Source organism: Limnoraphis robusta BA-68 BA1, from assembly GCF_034932365.1.
In the GTDB taxonomy this organism is placed as follows: Bacteria; Cyanobacteriota; Cyanobacteriia; order Cyanobacteriales; family Microcoleaceae; genus Capilliphycus; species Capilliphycus robustus.
Window position 1 is genome coordinate 18,650 of record NZ_JAYGHR010000061.1, and the last position, 22,416, is coordinate 41,065.

16 protein-coding genes are annotated in these 22,416 nt (G+C 41.6%); 10 read left to right on the forward strand and 6 right to left on the reverse strand.

Annotated elements, in window-relative coordinates; translation table 11 throughout:
- Window position 1 precedes the first annotated feature (1 nt).
- Window positions 2-370 carry a hypothetical protein gene (locus tag VB836_RS13510; protein ID WP_046280380.1) on the reverse strand — a complete coding sequence of 123 codons (369 nt, stop codon included), beginning with the start codon at window positions 368-370 and terminating at the stop codon, window positions 2-4.
- A gap of 86 nt (window positions 371-456) precedes the next feature.
- On the reverse strand, window positions 457-1,149 hold the full coding sequence (gene sufR, locus VB836_RS13515; RefSeq protein WP_046280381.1) for an iron-sulfur cluster biosynthesis transcriptional regulator SufR: 693 nt from the start codon (window positions 1,147-1,149) through the stop codon (window positions 457-459).
- 222 nt (window positions 1,150-1,371) lie between these two features.
- On the opposite strand from sufR, the gene sufB reads away from it, so the two are divergent.
- The 7 genes from sufB to VB836_RS13550 all read left to right on the forward strand — a co-directional run bounded on the left by sufB (window position 1,372) and on the right by VB836_RS13550 (window position 15,645).
- Window positions 1,372-2,808 carry a Fe-S cluster assembly protein SufB gene (sufB, locus tag VB836_RS13520; protein ID WP_323219788.1) on the forward strand — a complete coding sequence of 479 codons (1,437 nt, stop codon included), beginning with the start codon at window positions 1,372-1,374 and terminating at the stop codon, window positions 2,806-2,808.
- Window positions 2,809-2,852: 44 nt separating this feature from the next.
- Complete coding sequence (locus tag VB836_RS13525) at window positions 2,853-3,281, forward strand: hypothetical protein (protein ID WP_323219789.1); 429 nt, start codon at window positions 2,853-2,855, stop codon at window positions 3,279-3,281.
- A gap of 67 nt (window positions 3,282-3,348) precedes the next feature.
- Window positions 3,349-4,131 carry a Fe-S cluster assembly ATPase SufC gene (sufC, locus tag VB836_RS13530; protein ID WP_323219790.1) on the forward strand — a complete coding sequence of 261 codons (783 nt, stop codon included), beginning with the start codon at window positions 3,349-3,351 and terminating at the stop codon, window positions 4,129-4,131.
- Window positions 4,131-5,471 carry a Fe-S cluster assembly protein SufD gene (gene sufD, locus VB836_RS13535; RefSeq protein ID WP_323219792.1) on the forward strand — a complete coding sequence of 447 codons (1,341 nt, stop codon included), beginning with the start codon at window positions 4,131-4,133 and terminating at the stop codon, window positions 5,469-5,471. Before sufC ends, sufD begins: the two co-directional genes overlap by 1 nt.
- A gap of 109 nt (window positions 5,472-5,580) precedes the next feature.
- Window positions 5,581-6,843, forward strand: a complete 1,263-nt coding sequence (locus VB836_RS13540) for a SufS family cysteine desulfurase (protein WP_323219793.1) — start codon at window positions 5,581-5,583, stop codon at window positions 6,841-6,843.
- 416 nt (window positions 6,844-7,259) lie between these two features.
- Entirely contained in the window at window positions 7,260-10,514 is a 3,255-nt protein-coding gene (locus VB836_RS13545) for an EAL domain-containing protein (RefSeq protein ID WP_323219794.1), read from the forward strand.
- Between the two features lie 553 nt (window positions 10,515-11,067).
- Complete coding sequence (locus VB836_RS13550) at window positions 11,068-15,645, forward strand: bifunctional diguanylate cyclase/phosphodiesterase (protein WP_323219795.1); 4,578 nt, start codon at window positions 11,068-11,070, stop codon at window positions 15,643-15,645.
- Window positions 15,646-15,733: 88 nt separating this feature from the next.
- Here VB836_RS13550 and hppD read toward each other — a convergent pair whose 3' ends face one another.
- A complete protein-coding gene (hppD, locus tag VB836_RS13555; RefSeq protein ID WP_323219796.1) occupies window positions 15,734-16,813 on the reverse strand; it encodes a 4-hydroxyphenylpyruvate dioxygenase in 1,080 nt (359 codons plus the stop codon).
- A gap of 60 nt (window positions 16,814-16,873) precedes the next feature.
- Window positions 16,874-17,581, reverse strand: a complete 708-nt coding sequence (locus VB836_RS13560; RefSeq protein WP_323219797.1) for an SDR family oxidoreductase — start codon at window positions 17,579-17,581, stop codon at window positions 16,874-16,876.
- A gap of 231 nt (window positions 17,582-17,812) precedes the next feature.
- Between VB836_RS13560 and VB836_RS13565 the strand changes: the two genes are divergently transcribed.
- The 3 genes from VB836_RS13565 to VB836_RS13575 all read left to right on the forward strand — a co-directional run bounded on the left by VB836_RS13565 (window position 17,813) and on the right by VB836_RS13575 (window position 19,480).
- Window positions 17,813-18,292, forward strand: coding sequence for a peptidoglycan-binding domain-containing protein (locus tag VB836_RS13565; RefSeq protein ID WP_323219798.1), 480 nt, complete (start codon window positions 17,813-17,815; stop codon window positions 18,290-18,292).
- A gap of 363 nt (window positions 18,293-18,655) precedes the next feature.
- Window positions 18,656-18,877 (forward strand): peptidoglycan-binding domain-containing protein, encoded by a 222-nt coding sequence (locus tag VB836_RS13570; RefSeq protein WP_323219799.1) that lies wholly within the window; start codon window positions 18,656-18,658, stop codon window positions 18,875-18,877.
- A 108-nt stretch (window positions 18,878-18,985) separates the two neighbouring features.
- On the forward strand, window positions 18,986-19,480 hold the full coding sequence (locus tag VB836_RS13575) for a peptidoglycan-binding domain-containing protein (protein WP_323219801.1): 495 nt from the start codon (window positions 18,986-18,988) through the stop codon (window positions 19,478-19,480).
- A gap of 35 nt (window positions 19,481-19,515) precedes the next feature.
- Here the strand turns inward: VB836_RS13575 and VB836_RS13580 are convergent, their stop codons facing one another.
- Entirely contained in the window at window positions 19,516-20,940 is a 1,425-nt protein-coding gene (locus VB836_RS13580) for an NYN domain-containing protein (protein WP_323219802.1), read from the reverse strand.
- 84 nt (window positions 20,941-21,024) lie between these two features.
- Entirely contained in the window at window positions 21,025-22,320 is a 1,296-nt protein-coding gene (locus tag VB836_RS13585; RefSeq protein ID WP_323219803.1) for an APC family permease, read from the reverse strand.
- Between the last annotated feature and the right edge of the window lie 96 nt (window positions 22,321-22,416).

Here is a 22,416-nt window from a genome sequence, read left to right on the forward strand (position 1 = left end):
GCTAAATCTTACCCTGTTTTTCAAACCCTGCGATCACTTGTTCAACGGTTAGCATTTCTATCGGGATCTCTTCAGACTGGGCTATTTGTGTTAAAGGTTTTAACGAAGACAATACTAAACGAGTAAAAAAACTCTCAAAGTTGCTATCGACTTCTAACTGTTGTTGAATATTTTGATCTTGCTTAATCCAATCTGTAATTTGTGCGGGTGTAATCTGTTCTACAGAAATTTCTTGTACTTCCGCAATTTGTTTTAAACATCTTAAGGCATAAATCGCCAATCGAGTTGAAAATTTATCTTTAGAAGACAATAAAGCCGCATCCACTTTAATGGCTTCTTCCGTCGTCAAAAATTCCATTGTCGGTTGCATCATTTGACAATATATGAATTATAAATTAGGTAACAGGTAAGAGAGAATCGGGAATCGGGAATAGAACATTCTAAACTCCTAACTGGTCACTGATAACTGTTAACTGTTAACTGGTCACTATTTCCTGTTCCCGGTCCACTACTAATTAAATATCCACACCGATGTTCACCATTAACAATCCAGTGAGTTCGTTCTACAGTACAATCAAATAGAACTGCACTAAACATCTCTAATTCATGGCCGCAAACACTGGGAAACGACTCAGCCACATTAGAAATAGCGCAATTATGCTCTGTTAACACATACTGTTCGGTTTTTTCACTCGGAGATTCTACCGGATACCATTCCGCCATATAGCCCTCCGCTTTGCGAAGTTCCACCAACTTTGCCACTCGTTCTTTAACCGAACCGTTACCTAATTTTTCCCGGTATTCTAAAGCTTTACGCTGCCATTGTTTTTGTAAAATTTGACTGACTTGTTCATATCCAACGGTTTCAGTTAACGTATCCAAAAACGAAATCGCAAACTCATCATATCGTTTCGGAAAGCGATCGCGCCCCTGACTGGTAAGCTGATATATATGCTGCGGTCTTCCCATCCCCACCTGGACAGACTCGTACTCGATAGCCCCTTCAGCTTCTAAGTCTTTGAGATGACGCCGAATCGCTTGGGGACTAATATCGAGAAATTTGGCCAACTCATGGGCTGTGGCTTGACCTCGCTTGATCAGTTGTTGGACAATATCTTGCTTCGTAGAATGTTGCTGAGTGGTGGTCATGGGTGTTTTTTATAAAAATTTACAAAATTAGACTTTGACAATGCACTTATTGTTAATGTAGCTTAAAATAGACTTAAGTAACAAATCTGTTGTTTAAGTTTGCAGCCCAGGGACGGAGGACAGAAGGCTCAAAGCCATGAACAACTCTCTTCCCTCACCTATCTGCCATCAGTCAGCAATCGATTACCCACTATTGAGAAGAACACTAAACAAACTAAGCCTATGACTTCCTCAGTTAAAAACCTAGTCAATCAGCCCTATAAGTACGGCTTCGTCACCGATATCGAGTCCGACTCTATCCCGGCTGGACTCAATGAAGACGTCGTGCGTCTGATCTCCGCCAAGAAAAACGAACCGGAGTTTATGTTGAACTTTCGGCTTAAAGCCTATCAACAGTGGATAAAAATGAGCGAACCGACTTGGCCGCACATTCACTATCCAGCCATCAATTACCAAAACATTGTTTACTATTCTGCGCCGAAAGTAAACGAAAAGAAAGGCAGCCTCGACGAAGTAGACCCCACGTTACTCGACACCTTCGAGAAATTGGGAATTCCCCTCTCAGAACAGAAGCGTTTAGCCAATGTCGCCGTTGATGCCGTATTTGATAGCGTTTCCATTGGGACAACCTTCAAAGAAAAACTCGCCGAAGACGGAGTGATTTTCTGTTCCATTTCCGAAGCCGTCAAAGAACATCCCGAACTGATCGAAAAATACCTCGGAAGCGTTGTTCCCGTCGCGGATAACTTCTTCGCCGCCCTCAACTCCGCCGTGTTTAGCGATGGTTCCTTCGTGTACATCCCCAAAGGCGTCAAATGCCCGATGGACTTGTCAACCTACTTCCGCATCAATAACGGCGACTCAGGCCAGTTTGAACGCACGTTAATTGTCGCAGAAGAAGGCAGTTCTGTCACCTATCTCGAAGGCTGTACCGCCCCGATGTTTGACACCAACCAGTTACACGCCGCAGTCGTAGAATTAGTGGCATTGGATAACGCCGAAATCAAATATTCCACCGTTCAAAACTGGTTTGCTGGAGACGAAAACGGCAAAGGCGGAATTTACAACTTTGTCACCAAACGCGGACTCTGTAAAGGCGTTAATTCAAAGATTTCTTGGACCCAAGTGGAAACCGGTTCAGCCATCACTTGGAAATATCCCAGTTGTGTGTTAATTGGAGACAATTCTGTGGGAGAATTTTACTCCGTTGCCCTCACGAATAACAAACAACAAGCCGACACCGGAACCAAAATGGTGCATATTGGGAAAAATACCCGTAGCACGATTATTTCTAAAGGGATTTCTGCCGGAAATTCTTCTAATAGTTATCGCGGTTTGGTGAAAATGGGGCCGAAAGCAAACGGCGCTCGTAACTATTCCCAATGTGATTCAATGTTAATTGGAGATCGAGGTCAAGCGAATACTTTTCCCTATATTCAAGTGGAAAATAACACCGCCAGAGTTGAACATGAAGCCTCGACTTCAAAAATTGGAGAAGATCAACTGTTTTATTTAACTCAACGGGGAATTTCTCCCGAAGATGCGGTTTCTCTGATTATTAGTGGGTTCTGTAAGGATGTCTTCAATAAACTCCCGATGGAATTTGCCGCCGAAGCCGATAAGTTACTCAGTCTGAAACTCGAAGGAACAGTCGGTTAATTTTCGGGGTTTGAACGAACCCAAACAGAGGAGCAGGATACAAGATGTGGCTGAATTTACTCACTTTGTTGTTGAGTGTTTGCATAACGTTAATGTTGGGAATCAAACCCGTTTTCGCTCAAGAAGCACCCAATTTCTATCAGGGAAGCTGGCCGGATAGTAAGGGGAATTATCCCATCCGACAACAATATCACGGGTCTTGGCAGGTGGTTGATCGCGATCCCAAAGGCTTAAATTGTCGGCGTTATATTCCTCCAGGTGAAGGGAGTAAAGAGATCAGGGCTATCTTTCCCACAGGAACCCTAATTAACGCCGTGCGGAGGGAGCGAGGAGTGTCTGAACTCGGTGAGGAATCCTCCCAAAATCAGCCTTGGTTGCGGGTGCGGTTGTTTGAGCAAGAAGGGCGTCGAGAATGTTGGGTGAGGGCGAACAAAAACTATATTATTCCCATTCGCCCGGAGAAAATTTCTTGATTAGAAATAGAACTCAATTTTGTTGAATTTTTTGAGTATTTGTTGCAGGTCAAATGAGAGGTTTAGCATGATTCAAGACAATAGTGAAGTGATTCTGTCTGTCAAAAATTTAACGGCAAATGTTGACGGAAATCAGATCTTAAAAGGTTTAAACCTAGAAATCAAAGCCGGAGAAATTCACGCCATTATGGGTCAAAATGGTTCCGGTAAAAGCACCTTTTCTAAAGTGTTAGCGGGTCATCCGGCTTATGAAGTGACAGGCGGAGAAGTGACATTTTTAGGTCAAAATCTGTTAGAACTCGAAGCCAATGAACGGGCGTTATTGGGTGTATTTTTAGCCTTCCAATATCCCTTAGAAATTCCCGGTTTGAGTAACTTAGATTTTCTACGGGCGGCTTATAACGCTCGTCAAAAGTCTCGGGGACTCGAAGAACTCGATGCCTTTGATTTTGATGATCTGATTCACGAGAAATTAGACGTCGTGAAAATGAAGCCAGAATTTCTCGAAAGAAGCGTTAATGAAGGCTTTTCGGGGGGCGAGAAAAAACGCAATGAAATCTTACAAATGGCATTATTAGAACCGAAGTTAGCCATTTTGGATGAAACAGATTCCGGTTTAGATATTGATGCGTTGAGAATTGTTGCAGGTGGGGTGAATCAGTTAGCAACGGCTGATAATTCGATGTTAGTGATTACCCACTATCAACGATTATTAGATTATATTGTGCCGGATTTTGTTCATGTGATGCAAGCCGGACAAATTATCAAAACCGGAAGCAAAGAATTAGCCTTAGAACTCGAAGAAAAAGGCTACGATGAAGTGATTGAAGCAGCAACAGTGGGGGTGTAATGGTTACACAAGTTAAAGAAAAAGCCGAAGTTTCTTATTTGAAACAGTTGTTAAGTTTAGCGCAGAAGTCAATTGTTGGTGAGCATAATTTTGATCTCAAAGAAATTCGAGATCAGGCAACAACTTGGCTGGGGGAAATGGCAATTCCTACGAAAAAAGATGAAGATTGGCAGTTTACGGATTTGTCGTCTTTGTTAAAAGTGAACTTTCAAGCCGCAAAACCTGTTAAACTCGAGAGAGAATACATTTTACCGCTCATTTTACCTGAAGCTAAACAAAGCTGTTTAGTGTTTGTTGATGGTGAATATGCCCCGGATTTATCAACCTGGACAGAAGAACCGGGAATATTTGCCGGAAATTTAGGAAATTTACCTGCATCTTTCAGCGAAAAAATTAACAATTATCTCGCTAAAACACCCGGAAACACAGAGATTTTTACCGCCCTAAATACCGCCGCCTTAACCGATGCTGCGATCATTTGGGTTGCGAAAAATAAAGTCGTAGAAACTCCTCTACATTTACTCTTGATTTCTACCGCAGAGTCAGCCCCAAGATTTAGTCAACCTCGGGTGTTAGTAGTCGCCGAAGCAGGCAGTGCGTTAAACTTTATTGAACATTATGCCAGTTTAGAAGACTGTTCATCGACGCCAACCCATCACCCCTATTTTGTTAATAGTGTTACGGAAATTTGGGTTGAAGAAAACGCCGAAGTTAAACATACTAGAGTCCAACGCGACGCCGCCATCGCCTTTCATATTGGTCGAAGTGCTATTTCTCAAGCCCGCAACAGTCGTTATACTCTAAATGCAGTAAGTTTAGGGGCTAAATTATCCCGTCATACTCTTGATGTTGATCAAACCGGAGAGGGAACCGAAACGACACTCAATGGCTTAACTTTGATCAAAGAAGAACAGTTAGCCGATACCCATAGTTCAACGCTATTTAATCATCCTCACGGTATCTACAATCAACTGCATAAATGTATTCTAGATGATCGCGCCAGAGGGGTGTTTAATGGCCGTGTTGTCGTGTCGCAAGCCGCACAATTAACGAATGCCAATCAACTGAGTCAAAATTTGTTACTCTCCTCTCACGCGAGAATTAATACTAAACCCCAGTTAGAAATTGTCGCCGATGATGTTAAATGTTCTCATGGTGCAACGGTCAGTCAATTAGAAGATGATGAAATCTTCTATTTGCGGAGTCGAGGTTTAGATGATCGCACCAGTCGTCATTTATTAATTGATGCTTTTGCGTCTGAAATTTTGCAGAAGTTACCGTTAGACTCATTGCAAAAAATACTGAGTCGTTGCGTGGCTTGTCGCACCGAATTAACTTAACAGTTGCAGGTTTGTAGGGGGAATGCAGGAATTGCCCCTATTCCTGTAACCTGTTCTCTGCTATTTAGTCCCTTAATTTTTAAGGATCAGCCAAAAAAGGAACAAAAAAATGACTCTAATTCAAGAAAAAACCTTAGCCGATAAAGTTCGTTCAGAGTTTCCGATTTTACATCAAGAAGTTAATGGTCATCCCTTAGTCTATCTCGATAACGCTGCGACTTCTCAAAAACCCAAAGCCGTCATTAATGCGTTACGAAACTATTACGAAGGTTACAACTCAAATGTTCATCGGGGTATTCATGCGTTAAGTGCAAAAGCCACCGATGAATATGAAGCGGCTCGTCAAAAAGTGGCTAACTTTGTGAATGCAGCTTCTTATCAAGAAATTGTTTATACCCGCAATGCCAGTGAAGCGATTAATTTAGTGGCTTATTCTTGGGGGTTGAATAATGTTAAAGCCGGGGATGAAATCATCCTTTCGGTGATGGAACATCACAGTAATTTAGTCCCTTGGCAGATGCTTGCCCAACGCTCGGGAGCGGTGTTAAAATTTGTCGAACTAACCGCGACTCAAGAGTTTGATTTAGAACAGTTTAAACGGTTAATTTCTCCCCGGACAAAACTCGTTTCGGTGGTTCATGTTTCTAACGTTTTAGGCTGCATTAATCCCGTTGAGGAGATTTGCAAAATCGCTCACGAAAATGGCGCCAAAGTGTTGATTGATGCTTGCCAGAGTTTGCCTCATATGCCTGTAGATGTGCAAGCCATAGACTGTGATTGGTTAGTCGGTTCAGGTCATAAAATGTGCGCTCCGACGGGGATTGGATTTTTGTATGGTAAGCGCGAAATCCTGAAGGAAATGCCGCCTTTTATGGGTGGGGGAGAAATGATTGATCAGGTGTATTTAGATCGGTTTACCTTTGGGGAATTACCGCATAAATTTGAAGCGGGAACCCCAGCCATTGGAGAAGCGATCGCTCTGGGTGCGGCGGTGGATTATTTAACCGGAATAGGCATGGATAATATTCATGCTTATGAACAGGAATTAACCGCTTATTTGTTTAGTAAATTGCGAGAAATTCCCGATCTAAAAATTTACGGGCCACAACCCCAGGCTGATGGTTCAGGGCGAGCCGCTTTAGCGAGTTTTTCAGTTGGTGAAGTTCATGCGAATGATTTATCAACACTCCTAAATGATGCAGGTGTCGCCATTCGTTCGGGAAATCACTGCACTCAACCTTTGCATCAATATTTGAACGTCAATTCATCGGCACGAGCTAGCTTTTATTTCTACAATACTCGTGAAGAAGTTGATGTGTTTATCACCGAGTTGAAAGAAGCGATCGCCTTTTTTGCTCAGATGTTTTCCTGAGATTATACAAGGTTTTATCGCTGTTGTCTCAGCATCGGTTCAAAATCCCCTGTCATTGGATGGGGGATTTCTCATTCAGGGTAGATATTATCAAGATCTATCTCAAGTGAGATGGCGTTTAGTCTGTCAACAGGGTACGATATCAGACTGAACTTTTAGCAGTTTTCATCTAAAATAAAACTTTTAGTCAGTTCAGGGTGATTTGATCAACCCCAGGAATTGCGGGAGCTGAAAATGAGTTCCGCTCAAGCTCGGGAAACGGAGAACTGAAGCTTTGTCTATTGTATCACAGCTATAATATAGAACCACTGAGAACGATTAACTCATCTTCTTAACGACAAAGCGATACTAACGAACGTGCATCTACTCTCAGCAAAGATCAAGAGTTTAGTCGGTTAATTATTAGCTTTATAACAATGCAAATTTTACGTCAGGTGAGAGATGATCTCCCTGTAAACCCTCTGAAAACTAGGAAAATTCTGGGTAAAAGACGGCTAGCAATACTGGTAGGTGCTGTAATTTGGGTTGCAACACTGATATTATGGCAATCAATAGGCAGTTTCCAACAAAATGGAATCACTCCGCCAACCGTAGAATTGAACTTGAGTTCTTTAATATTAGGAATAGGTATTCTATTGGCGGCGATCGCAACAATCCTGATATTTGTCATTCAAACCCAAACACCATCAGACATCGATTGCCCACAGAGAGTTCCGCCAGAATGTCAGCCTTTCATCCAAGAACGTGAACGCTTTTTTAGCCTTTCTTTAGACCTACTCTGTATTGTTAGTTTTGAGGGGTATTTTAAACGTATTAATCCCGCTTTTCAAAAAACTCTGGGTTATCACGAAGCCGAACTTTTGTCTGTTCCGATATGGGAATTTATCCACCCAGAAGATCGAGCCGCAACCCTTGCCGAACTCGAACAAATCGCCCAAGGAAAACCATCTTTCAACTTTGAAAACCGCTATCGTTGTCAGGATGGTGATTATCGTTGGTTATCCTGGACATCAGCACCCTTTGTCCAAGAAGGTTTATTGTATGCCGTCGCCCATGATATCACTGAATATAAACAATCTCTGGCACAATTACAATCGCGGATTGAACAACAAGCCACCGTTGCGAGGCTGGGTCAATATGCTCTGAGTCAAACGAACCTTGATCAATTATTGGCGGAAATTGTCACTCGGGTTGCGGATACGCTCAACCTTCAGTATGTCAAAATCCTAGAACTGTTACCCAATGGTCACGCTTTCCAGTTGAAAGCCGGAATGGGTTGGTCGCCTGGACTGATCGGTAAAGCTTGTATTAGCACAGGTTCTCAGTCTCACGCGGGCTATACCCTCGCTCAGAAACAGCCTGTCGTCGTTGAAGATCTGCGCGTCGAGACTCGTTTTACCGGAGATCCATTACTCCACAACCACCGCATTATTAGTGGAATGAGCGTCATTATCGGGGAAGAAAATCAACCCTACGGCGTTTTAAGCGTTTATAGCCGCACTCAACGCAGCTTTTCCAGCGATGATATCCATTTTGTACAAGCACTCGCGAATATCATTGCGACGGCGATCGCTCGTAAGCAGTCCACTGAACGCCTTTATTTAATGGAACGGGCGATTAATGCTAGCAGCAACGGGATTATTATTACCGATGCAACACAGTCTGATAATCCCGTTATCTATGTTAACGCGGCTTTTGAGCGAATTACAGGCTACAGTATAGATGATGTTTTGGGTCGTAACTGTCGTTTTTTGCAGGGACCAAAGACAAAAAAATCTGAACTCGAACAACTGCGAAGTGCGGTTTCGCAAGCTCAAGATTGTCGTGTTGTCTTACAAAATTATCGCAAAGATAGCAGTCTATTCTGGAATGAACTACACATCGCTCCAGTTTTTAACGAAGAAAAACATCTTACCCATTTTATCGGGATTCAGAACGATATCACCGAACGTTATCAAGCTCAAGAGGACGTTCGTCAAACTCGTAACTTCCTACAGACGATGATTGATCATTTACCTGTAGCAGTGTTTGTTAAAGAGGTTCATCTGGGCGAGTTTGGGCGGTTTCGTCTGTGGAATAACGCCTGTGAAAACCTGTTCGGGCTGAGTGTAGAGCGGGTTTTGGGAAAAACGGTTTATGATTTGTTTTCGCCTGAACAAGCCGAATTTTTGAACCAACAAGATCAAGCCGTGTTAAAAGCCGGAACGGTGCAGGATATCCCCGAAGAACAGGTGGAGACGCCTAAGCTGGGGCGACGGATTTTGCATACGGTGAAGGTACCTCTGTGCGATCATCATCATCATACAGAATATTTACTCTGTATTTGTGAAGATATTACCCAACGCAAGCAAGCTGAAGAACAGCTTCGTTATCATGCTTTTTATGATATTTTGACGAATTTACCCAACCGCGCTTTATTTTTGGAGCGCTTGGCGATGGCGATAGAAGGGGTGAAACATTCACCTCAAGAAAAGTTTGCGGTTTTATTTTTGGATTTGGATAATTTTAAGCGCGTTAATGATAGTTTAGGTCATCATATTGGTGATCAACTGTTGATGGCGATCGCCCGTCGCTTAGAAGCTTGTTTGCGTTCGGGAGATACCCTGGCTCGACTGGGAGGCGATGAATTTACCATCTTACTTGAACACATAGGCGGTGTCTCGGATGCGATTCAGGTGGCGCGTCATGTTCATCAACAATTGATTCTTCCGTTTAATTTGAATGGGATTGAGGTGTTTACTAATGCGAGTATTGGGATTGCTTTGAGTAGTTCCAGTTGCGATCGCCCGGAAGAATTACTGCGAAATGCTGACTTGGCGATGTATCGGGCGAAGGAAATTGGAAAGGGAGCTTATGCGATTTTTGATACGATTATGCACCGACAAGCGGTTGAACGGTTGCAGCTTGAAAGTCAACTCCGAAGAGCCTTAGAATTTCAGGAGTTTCAGGTGTATTATCAACCGATTGTCTCGTTGGTGACGGGTGAGGTGATGGGGTTTGAAGCGTTGATTCGTTGGCTGAATCCTTATAAGGGTTTTATTTCTCCAGCTCGGTTTATTCCGGTGGCTGAAGAAACGGGATTAATTTGTGAAATTGGTCAGTGGGTGATGCGTGAAGCTTGTATGCAATTGCAGGTTTGGCGTCAACAATTTCCGCATTTAAAGCATCTGACGGTGAGTGTTAATCTTTCGGGTAAACAGTTACGAGAACCGGATTTATTACAGCAGATTGATCGGATTTTAGCCGAAACGGGTTTACCGAGTTATTGTCTAAAGTTGGAGATTACTGAAAGTCTATTGATTGAAAATTCGTCAACGGCTCTGAAAATTCTTCGAGACATTAGAGCCAAAAATGTTCAGTTGAGTTTGGATGATTTTGGCACGGGTTATTCGTCTTTGAGTTATTTACATCGTTTTCCAATTAATTATTTGAAAATTGATCGTTCTTTTGTAAGTCGGATTAAGCCATCACAGGAAAATACGGCGATTGTGAAAGGGATTCTCAGGCTTTCTCAGGCTTTGGAATTGAAGGCGATTGCTGAAGGGATTGAAACGGTTTTTCAGTTAGATAAACTCAAAGCTTTGGGCTGTGAATATGGTCAGGGAAATTTATTTTCTAAAGCCGTAGACGCACAAAAAATTGAAACGTTTCTCCGTGTTATTCAAGGTTAATGGACGGAAAATTAGTTTTTTATTATTATTCCGTAAAAAGACTCTTTAACACTGAATAAATATGTCTTTTTATTTCAACAGTTTAAGACAGCTATCTTTTTATTTTATTTTGTAAATCTTAATCACAAAACGACAGAGGAGTCAGGAGTCAGGAGGAAATAAAGAAGAAGAAGAAAGAGGAGGAGAAGGATAAAGTTAGGGAAACTTATGTTCTCTCCAGTCTATTCAAAGACTTAAGACTCTCGACAGGCTCTATTAATCTGTTACTATATTAATATTCCCGATTTTTTCAAACCCGATCTTGAAGTGGATTAATACCCGTTCAATGTACAGTTTATACCTAAAACTCTATTAACAGCCTATTCTTAAAATCATTGAACTTGCTAATCCAATCAATTGATTGAAAAAGTTAATCAATACAATTATAACTCGAACCGAGTTCCAGACAGAGTTTGTCAACAAACTTAGTAATTCTCTGTATGATTCTATATAATTGAGTGAGTAAAACTCACACCCCAAAATTTTTATCGATCAAAACGCTAGAGGAATTAAAATGTCAGACTTAAATCAATTAAAATTATGGAAAAAAATTGCTTCTTCGATGTTAGCAGCCAGTTTTGTTTTCAGCGTAACTGTAATATTCTGGCAAAACTTGAAGCAAGAACAAGAAAGTGAAATCGAGCGAAACATTCTATTAGCAGAAAGCCATCTAAAAATCGAACTCCAAGAAAAGATTAAAGCTCGAATTATCACGCTAATTCAAGTCAGCAAATACTGGATGTTTAATCCAAAATTACCCCAAGATAGAGAAGTCAAAGCGACTTCATTCATCAACAGTATAGATGGCTATCAGGCTATTATTTTGACAGACATCAACAATCAAAATAAACAAATTATATCTAAGGTGAATTGGGAATTTTCTCCAGAAGATTTGAATGTAGTTGTATCTCAGTGGGAGGAAGTTGCCCGGAAAAAGCTCAAAAAGTCTGATGATGTGATGGTCACACCGATTTTTTATTTAACTTCAAAAGAAAGATTATTTTTGGTTTATATTCCTGATTATCAACAGGAAAAAATCCAAGGCTTTATCGTGGGTGTTTTAAGTATAGATGAGTTTTTAAGCGATTTAAAAAAACAGAAAATTGATCAATATGTAAGCTTTTATTCAACTCAAGGTTTTGTTTGGACATTTGCGGATTCTAATCAAACAACCTGGACTCAACAGATTAGTCAGAATATCAATCAAAAAGTTAAAGAATTGCAGTTCAATGCAAGTTTAATCCCCTTTCCCTCTGAAGATTCCTCCCTTTCCGAAATTTTACTTGGGGGTGGAATTGCAATTTCTCTGTTGGTTGGACTAATTACCGCTCTGGCTCAAACGTCCCAGGAACAAACCGAAAAACTCCAAAAAACCAATGAAAAATTACTCGAAGAAATTCGCTTAAGAGAAGCTGCACTCCGTCAATATCAAAAAGTTGAACAAGAACGAGATCGCCTGTTTTTACTCTCACCTGATCTGTTATGTATTGCTGGTTTAGATGGCTATTTCAAACGGGTTAACCCTTACTTTGAAAAAACACTCGGCTACACACAAGCTGAACTTTTAGCGAAACCATTGATTGAATTTGTACATCCAGAAGACCGAGCCGCGACTTTAGCCGAACTTGAGAACTTATCAACCGGAAAACCCACCCAAAACTTTGAAAACCGCTATCGATGTCGGGATGGATCTTACATCTGCTTATCGTGGAAAGCGGCATCTTCTGTAGAAGAAACTTTAGTCTATGCAGTCGCTCGTGACGTTACCGAACAAAAACAAGTTGAAGCCTTACTCCGCAGTCGAGTTGATCAACAAGCAGCCGTTGCGGGGTTGGGTCAATATGCTCAGGCTCAACCCTCACTCAATCAACTGTTTGCGGAAGCCGTTACCCTGATGGCAGAAGTTCTCGAAGTTGAGTATACCAAAGTCTTGGAATTATTACCCGATGGTCAAGCCTTGTTGTTACGGGCGGGAGTCGGTTGGTTAGAGGGACTCGTCGGAACCGCCACAGTCGGAAGCGGAAATGACTCGCAAGCGGGTTATACCTTACTACAAAGTGAACCTGTGGTAGTCGAAGACTTACGCACAGAAACGCGATTTAATGGGCCTGCTTTGCTGCATGATCATCATGTGGTGAGTGGGATGAGTACAATTATTCGCCTAAAAGATCGCAATTTTGGGGTGTTAGGAGCGCATAGTCGCACAAAACGACTGTTTAACCAAGATGATGTCAACTTCCTGCAAGCGATCGCCAATATTCTGGCAACAGGCGTTGAACAAGCTGAGTCCACCGAACAGTTGTATCTGTTAGAACGGGCGATCAACTCCACCAGCAATGGGATTATTATCACCGATCCCACAAAACCTGACAATCCGATCATTTACGCGAATTCTGCCGTTGAACGAATTACAGGCTTTTCCCCCTCAGAAATTATCGGTTGTAACCCTCGGTTTTTTCAACAAGAAAATCGTCAACAGCCTGCGATCGCCCAGTTGAGACAAGCCATTAAACAAGCCCAAGAATGTAATGTCATCTTACAAAATTACCGGGTCGATGGTCAACAAATTTGGATCGAACTGCACATTTCCCCTGTGTTTAACGATGAGGGAGTGCTGACTCATTTTATTGGGGTGCAGAATGATATTACCTCACGCAAACAAGCCGAAGTGGCTTTACAAGCTTCAGAAGCCCGTTTAAGAGGGATTTTAGACATTGCTCAAGATGCCATTATCTGCGTCGATGAACAAAATGTGATTCAATTGTTTAATCAAGGGGCTGAACAAATCTTTGGATACTCCGCAACAGAAGTGATCGCTCAACCTTTAAAGATGATTATTCCCTCAGTTGAGCGCTCCGTTTATCGAGGTTATATTCAAGAATACTGTGCAGATAATCGAACGAGTCCGGTGAATAAACCGCTAGAAATTATGGCTCGGCGTCGAGATGGAACGGAGTTTCCCTCAGAAGCTTCAGTCTCTCAGTTCGAGTTGGCTGAGGGAGTCTTTTTAACGATTATTTTACGTGATATTAGCGATCGCAAGCAAGCTGAGATGGATCTGCGAGAGAGTCAACACCGCCTCAGTACGATTATTACAGCGATATCCGATGCGTTAATTGTTGTTGATCACAATGGTATTATTCGTTTTGTTAATCCGGCGGGGGAATCTCTGTTTAGTCGTCCTCGTTTAGAACTTTTGGGGTATTGGTTTGGTTCGTTGTATGGGGAATTTGATCGAGCCACTGAAGTCACCATTTTACATCCCGAAGGGAAATTAATTATGGCAGAAATGCAGGTGGTGGAGATTCTTTGGGACGGAGAACCTGCAACTTTAGCTTCCTTGCGAGATGTCACGGAACGTTATCAAGCGATGCGACAAGTTCAACAAACTCGAAATTTTCTGCAAACGATGATCGATCATTTACCTGTGGCGGTTTTTGTCAAAGAGGCTCAGTCAGAACCGTTTGGGGCGTTCAAGTTTTGGAATGAAACCTGTGAAAAATTATTTGGATTAACCACAGAACAAGTCATTGGTAAAACCGTAGATGAATTGTTCCCACCTGATCAAGCCAAACGCATGATTCAACAAGATCAAGAGGCGTTTGGCTGGGGAGTCATGCAAGATATTCCCGAAGAACTGATTAACAGTCATAGTTTAGGAGATCGGATTCTACATACCGTTAAAATACCGCTTTATGATGAGGAACATGAGCCGGAATATTTGCTTTGTATTTCCGAAGATATCACTGAACGTAAACTGGCAGAAGAACAACTGCGACATAATGCCTATCACGATACTTTAACCAACTTGCCAAATCGAGCTTTTTTTATGGAACGCTTGCAGCAAGCCATTCACATCGTTGAAAAGCAAAATAATTCTTTATTTGCCGTTTTATTTATTGATTTAGATGACTTTAAATATATTAATGACAGTCTCGGACACGCGATAGGAGATAAATTGCTAATTTCACTCACAGATCGCCTGAAGAATTGCTTGCGGGCGACGGATATCTTAGCCCGTTTTGGCGGCGATGAATTTACGATTTTACTCGCGGAAGTCGGAGAATTTAAGGAAGTGATTACAGTCGCTCAAAAGATTCAGCAGGAACTCACTTTACCGTTTAATTTAGGAACCCATCAGGTGTTTACAAATGCGAGTATTGGGATTGCATTACTCACGGCTGACTATCAACAGCCAGAAGAATTGTTACGGGACGCTGATATTGCCATGTATTCAGCCAAGGAGAAAGGACAAGGAAACTATTCGATTTTTAATCGCCAGATGCACCAAAAAATGCTTGAACGTCTGCAATTGGAAACGGATTTAAGGCAAGCCATTGAACGGCAAGAATTTCAGGTGTATTATCAACCGATTGTTTCTTTTAAAACTGATAAAATTGCAGGTTTTGAAGCCTTAATTCGCTGGCAACATCCCGATGGAAGTTGGATTTCTCCCGCTAAATTTATTCCGATTACCGAGAAAACCGGGCTGATTGTAGAAATTGGGGAATGGGTACTGTATCAGGCTTGTTCACAACTGAAAAGTTGGCATGAACGGTTCCCTCATTTGGGTGATTTAACCATGAGTGTCAATTTGTCGGGGCGTCAGTTACGCGAACCGGATTTAGTTGATAAAATTGATAATATTATCAGTCAAACGGGTTTGAGAAGTGACTGTCTCAAGTTAGAAATTACTGAAAGTATGTTGATGGATAATCCCCAAGTGGTTAAAACAACGTTGAAACACATTAAATCTCGTAATATTCAACTCAGTTTAGATGATTTTGGGACGGGTTATTCCTCTTTGAGTTATTTACATAGTTTTCCGATTGATACCCTGAAAATTGATCGGGCTTTTGTTGTTCGTGCTAATTCTCCTTTCAAAAATAGAGCGATTACTCAAGCGATTGTAACACTTGCTCAGAGTTTAGGCATGGAAGTGATTGCAGAAGGTATTGAAACCCGTGATCAATTGCTACAACTTAAACAGTTAAACTGTGAATATGGGCAAGGTTATCTGTTTTCTAAACCGCTTCCTTCATCTGATGCTGAGATTTTATTGTCCTCTAACGCCAAACTCCCTGATGAATGATGATTGGCGGGGAAATTAAACACAAAGACAGGAAGACACGAAGATTTTTGAGAGACGGAGAAATATTATATAGATGGACTTTATTAGGCTATTTTTTTCGGTTAATTTGTTCTTGTTCTATCGCTTCAAATAAGGCTTGAAAATTACCTTCTCCAAACCCTTCAGCTTCGACTGGATTTTTATTAACTAAAGTAATTTTACGTTCAATAAATTCAAAAAAGAATGTCGGTTCATCAAAAATAGGCTGGGTGAAAATTTGCCATAACATTGATTCAGGACTCGGCAGATCAATCAAAATTTTATACTCTTGGATTTTCTGCCAATCTTCGCGGGATAAATGATCTTGCAATTTTTCCTGTAACTGATTATAATAGTGAGGGGAAACAGAAATAAACGCTAATCCTTTCTGTCTCAACTCACCTACTGTTTCTATAATATTGTTCGTTTTTAGGGCAATATGTTGAATACCTGAACCTCGATTTAAATCTAAAAATTCCTGAATTTGTGAATTGTTAGAAGTGGGTTCATTAATGGGAAACTTGACATTATTCTGTTGGTTGACCAACACTTGACTCTGCAAGCCGGAACGCTTTGTTTGAATATCAAAAGTCTGTTGAGGGAGAAACTTTAGCACCCGTTGATACCAGTTAACCGCCGCTTGTAAATCTCCCGCCTCAACATTTAAAACGACATGATCAATTCCAATAATAGAGGAAGGAATAGAAGAATGAGGAATTGCAAAAGGAATATGCGGTAGCCATTTAAAATGAGGATGATTTTGTCGTTCGACTAAGGTATGATGCAATCCACCCCAGCCAACAATCACAAACCATTTGAGGAGATAATTCTCAACAGAATATTGTTGCATCGGTTGAATAATTTTAACACCCTCAGCGATCATCTGTTCTGCCGCAGCTTCGACATCCTCAACCAGAAACGCCACATCCACAACACCAGGGGGATGCTGATGCAAATATTCAGCCACCGGACTCGCCGCAGTCACCGGAGAAGACAAGAGAAAATCAACCGTTCCCTGTTGTAATATCTCCGTATGAGTATCAGGGTTTGTCACGCATCCCAGACTTTGAAAACCCAACTTGTCAATAAACCAATCCCGTGATGCTTTGGCATTGGTCACATAAAAATGAACATGATCAAAGTGCATCATAATCCGCCCTATTTTGTGTTCGGAATCAATGGGCCGTTCCTCATTTTCTATTCCCTCAGATTAGAAGAATAAATGACTATCCGGCTGAATATTAATCTCCATTGGAACCGCTTGAGGTTCGGCTGAAAGTGCAAATAAAATGGCATCGGCTGCCGTTTCAGGTCTGAGCATTTTTGCGCGATCAACTTTTAAGCTAACACTATCCCAGAAGGGCGTGTCAACTCCCCCAAGATAGAATAGTGTAAATTTAATCCCATATCGCCGCATTTCATCCGCCATACATTTACTAAAACCAACCACCCCAAATTTAGAAGCACAATAGGCACTTCCCATCGCCATTGAGTGTTTGCCCAAAATTCCTATCACATTACAAATATGACCGGATTTTTGCTGTTTCATCACGTTTGCTGCGGCTTGAGTCGTGTAAAAACTGCCCTTGAGGTTCAAGTCCAACATCGCATCCAGGTCAGCAGGTTCGATTTTATTCCACTGTTTGAGAATTCCGGCGCCGGCTGCATTCACCAAGATATCAATCTGTCCGAAGTGACTTTCGGCTTTCTGCATCAGTCCCTCAACTTGCTGCGGGTCTGTAATATCAGTAGAAACCGCCAAAACTTCGGGTGTCGCTAATTCTTCGGCTAAATTCTGCAATTTTTGGCTGTCTCTAGCCACTAACACCAGTTTAACGCCCAATGGGGCTAACTTCTGGGCAAGGGCTGAACCAATTCCACCTGTGGCCCCAATAATCACCGCAACTTTGTCTCGCATCTCGTTACATTTCTTAAAACTCCCTTCTTAGTATAGTCACAACCGCCTGAGTCTGGGAAAGACAAAGGGTAGATTTATTCAAAATTCCTTAAAAATAGACTCAATCTGTCCCTCAAATTAACGACAATATTGATAATTTTGCCAGACATTCGCACAAAGAAGTGACTGTCCAATGTATAAGCCGGTGATTACATTAGAAGTATGAAAACAAATCCACAGGAAGTTTTTAAGATGCAAACCACAGATTTTTTCCCTAAAACGATTCAATCTCTGCCGATTTTGCGTCGGGGTAGTCAAGGGAAAATCGTTAAAAATTTACAAGAACGTTTGAAGATTTTTACCCCGAAGTTAGTGATTGATGGTATTTTTGGGGTTGCCACAGAAGCCGCAGTGAAACAATTTCAAAAAGAGAGTGGATTATGGGTTGATGGGATTGTTGGGCCGCAAACTTGGAATAGTTTATTGAAAGCCACTAGCGTTCCTTTTGAGGTTCTACAATCTTTACCGATTCTCAGTTTTGGACGGGTCGGAAATGATGTGATTCGGTTACAAAATCGTTTGAATAATTTTGAGATTAATATAGTTGTTGATGGTATTTTTGCCTCAACCACTGAAGCGGCTGTTAAGCAATTTCAACGCCGTTTTGGGCTGGCTGCTGATGGGATTGTTGGCCCTTTAACTTGGAATGCTTTGTTCCATGAATTTTTCTAATAGCTGCATTTTCTAAATGAATTAACCATTTTCCCTCTCAAATAGCCCTTTCTCTCCCTTTTATCTCTGATTTAGAGATGAAGGGGAATTTTTGTTTTAGATTAGATTATCATCACAACAACGGAAAACAATTAACTCAAATGTGGGTAGAAACCCAGTTTCTGGTTTGTACCGATTTTTTATGACTTGAGATAACCTTTATTTCAGGAGTACAGAAGTAGTGCAAGCGTCCTCGCTTGCTTGTATTCACAGAAGCTTATATTTGCAGCATTAAAAATAAATTAACTCAAATGAGTGACTACACAATCGGTTTTTAGTCAATTATATTAGAACTATAGAAACAAGTTCATCGGAGAATCAATCATGCAAGTAACAACAACTATTCTACGTCGGGGCAGCCAAGGACAAGCCGTTAAAAATATCCAAGCACAGCTTAATATTTTTGGGGCAAAATTAAAAGTAGATGGTATCTTTGGGGCTGCTACAGAAGCGGCTGTTAAGAAATTTCAATCAGAAATGGGATTAGCAGTTGATGGGATTGTTGGCCCGCAAACCATGAATGCTTTAGTGTATTCTGGCTGCTAATTTGTGGAGAATATTTGCAGGAGTTGCTTAAACGAGTGACTCCCCATTCCCTAAAAAGCAGATTAGATTAGATTTATTCCAGTCCACCAACCTTAGAGAGTATTAATCATGCAATCACTCAGTATTCATTCTGAAGCCGCTCATGCTTTACCGAAGTTACAATTAGGTAAAACTGGAGATGATGTCACCTATCTACAAAGTCGCCTGAATATTGTAGGTTCCAGTCTCAAAATAGATGGTATTTTTGGTTCTGGTACTGAAGCAGCAGTCAAGCAGTTTCAAAAGGAAAATAATTTAACAATTGATGGGATTGTTGGGCCAAAAACTTGGAGTATTTTATTACAAATGACAACTGCCCCTTTAGATAATCCAGATCGTTCTTTCCCGATTTTAAAGGCTGGAAATACGGGAGATAGCGTAAGAGACTTACAAACTCGCCTGAATAATATTGAAGCGAATTTAGTGATTGATGGTGTTTTTGGGGCGAAAACGGTAGCCGCAGTTAAGCAATTTCAAAGTAAGTTTGGATTAGTTGCGGATGGGATTGTTGGGCCGAAGACCTGGCGAGAAATTCTCAAGCAAGAGTTTTTATATATCGATTAAATAAACAGATTTTAAGTGCCTTTCTCCTTCTCCCTTTATTCTTCTTCGGAAGATGAAGGGAGATTTTCCGTTAATAAACAAACAGTTAAACCTCGTTCTGTTTGTTCTAAACTAAAGGAATTACACAATTCTATAAACTTGGGAAATTTGCCTCCCGGCTGGAACTGTTTAATCACTTGGGTAATCGCTTGACCGTATTTTTTATTGAAGTAACTGCCTAGTATTGACAGCGAAATACAAGGACTAGAAGTTTGTGCGGTGAGTTCTTTGACAATCTCAACGAGGGCTTTTTCTAGCTGCTGAACCGATTGAATCCGCCCTAAATCATTGGTAGAATTTTCGACAGGGGAGATTAACTTTTCTGGGATTGAACTGATTTCAAATAAGGTGACATAGGTTTGGGACTTGTCAGAGGGTTGATGCAGTACAAAGGTTTGAGGATTCTTAATAAAGATGTCTCTGGCTTTATATTCGGCATAATGGGCAGAAACCACTTGACTAATTGTGATTTGATAGGTATCTTTATATAAAGCCGAAAGTCGTGACAGTTTAATCCATTGACTCTGAATCCGCTTTTGTTCAGCTCGGATTAATTCTTGTAACTGGATAATAAATTGATCTAATGGCGGAATTTCAGGAGCGGAGATTAAAGCAAATTGTTGTGTTTCACCTGTGCGGTTATTGAACACGAGTATTTTATCTTTTTTCTTCTTAACTTGATATACCGTTAACCCATGACCTTGTAGCGTATTGCACAGATGAGTTAAGGCGCGATCAGACGAACAAACTAAAACTTCCTGAGCTGTGGGATAATAGACAAAAATAGAAGAACCGACCGTTGCCATTTTTAAATCAGCACTGTCTTTTCCCGGCGGAACATGAATCAGTTGATAGCCCCGTTGGTGAAATTCAATATCTTTTTTCCCCATACTCCGCCAATTCGCAAAAGCCACTTTAATTTGTAGGGGACAGGTGCAAATGGTTTCTAAAAACTTCTCGGTTTCGATATCAAGTTGTAGGTTTTCCACATCCAACAACAGAATACTAATTCCACTGTTGGAAAAGCTGCGTCCATTAAAATACAGAGGTTGAGGGTTAATTTCACTCGGATGCGGATAAGGAGTAAGCTTCGGGTTCGGATAAATCAGTTGTTCAAGTTGGGCGATCACAACCTCATACTGAGTCGATAGAATAAATTCCTCACTCAGCAAAAGCTTGAGATAGTCTTGAACTTTCGCCAATAATTTCTCAGGCGGCTTTACCTGACTCAACCCTTGTGAAATCTTCTTGAGAAAGATAGATTGGTAGTGGGGTTGATGCCAGGGAACAGTTTGGTAGCGAGGATTCAGCCATTGGGGATGCTGCTTCTGGAGGGAAACCAGAGTTCGGTAAAGAAAATGGCAAACCGTATCAACTACAGTAGAATCATTCGTCCCAAGTTGGCTATTTGGATGGGGCATGATCCTGCACGCACGATCAAGATATCTGATGCTATATTTAAGAGTAGCACGTTGGACGCAGGGAATGCGATCGCATTAGAAAACTCACCTGCTTTCAGGCTGAAAGATATCCAACAGGATTCGCCACAGCAAGCCCCCTGCAATTAATTCCAGCCCGACTAACCAAATTTGCCACTCCACCCAAAACGCCAGAAAAAAACAGGAGACTAACCCGATAACCGCTATCGGCTTTGGATAAAGTCGTTCTTCGGGCGGAATTTGCAGTGCCGCTAAATTGGTGATCGCATAGTAAATTAACACATTAAACGCACTAAACGACCAAGTGGTTTTGACATTGCCAATCAACACCAACAATCCAATAATCACCGCCACGACAATCACCGCAATGACTGGAGTCGTCCCAGAAGCGTTGAGTCGGGCTACTTGAGGGGGCATATCTCGCCGTCGCCCCATCGCCAATAACACCCGCGATAACCCCAAAATCAGATTCAGCAACACGCCCAACATCGCCGTTATCGCCCCGACTGCGACAATTTGACGAATTCCCGGTATACCAAACTGACTCGCCGCTACTTCCAACGGGGCTGCCTTCTGCGTCGCATCACTCAACCCCTCAACGCCAACGGCTGCCACTCCCACCACTGCCACCGCCAAATACAATAACATCGTGACAATCATCGTGACAACCATCGCTTTCGGAATGGTTTCGCGGGGTTCTCGTACTTCTTCGCCTAAGGTGGCGATACGTCCATAGCCCGTATAAGCAACAAACATTAATGCGGTGGCTTGGAGTAAAGCGGCGATGGGCTTTTCATCCGTAAAAAAAGGCGTTAAATTGTTAACGCCCGTCGGAGATAAGGCGATCGGTAAACCCGTGAGAATAAATAAAATCAAGGAAAATAACGTTAGAGAAACAATCCCTAAATTTGCGACATTAGAACGACGAATCCCATTTAAAACAATCACCGTTATCATGATCACTGCAATGAAAGCCGTCGGCACTAATAAACCCGAATTTAAACCCAAAGTATTCAGGAAATAACCCGCAAATCCTAACGCTGCTGTTGCCGCAGATGCACTTTTTGCCAACAAAAACAGCCAACCTGCGATAAAGCCTAAAGTCGGATTGAGATATTTGTAACCATATTCATAGGTTCCGCCACTCACCGCATGATTAGCCGCCAGTTGGGCGCTACTTAACCCATTACATAACGCCACAATTGCCCCAATTGCCACCGCTAAAATGACAGATGGCCCGGCAATTCCCGTTGCAATTCCAATACTGACAAATACCCCAGTGCCAATAATCGAACCTAACCCCATTAAGGTTGCACCAAAAACCCCTATTTCACGTTTGAGGGATGGCGTTTGATTAGACATTTAGCAATCTCTCCCCAAAACTTTCTATCATTATACAAGATCAAAATGAGTAAATTGTGTTATGATCTGGTTAACTGTTTTTATTTTTGAGAATCT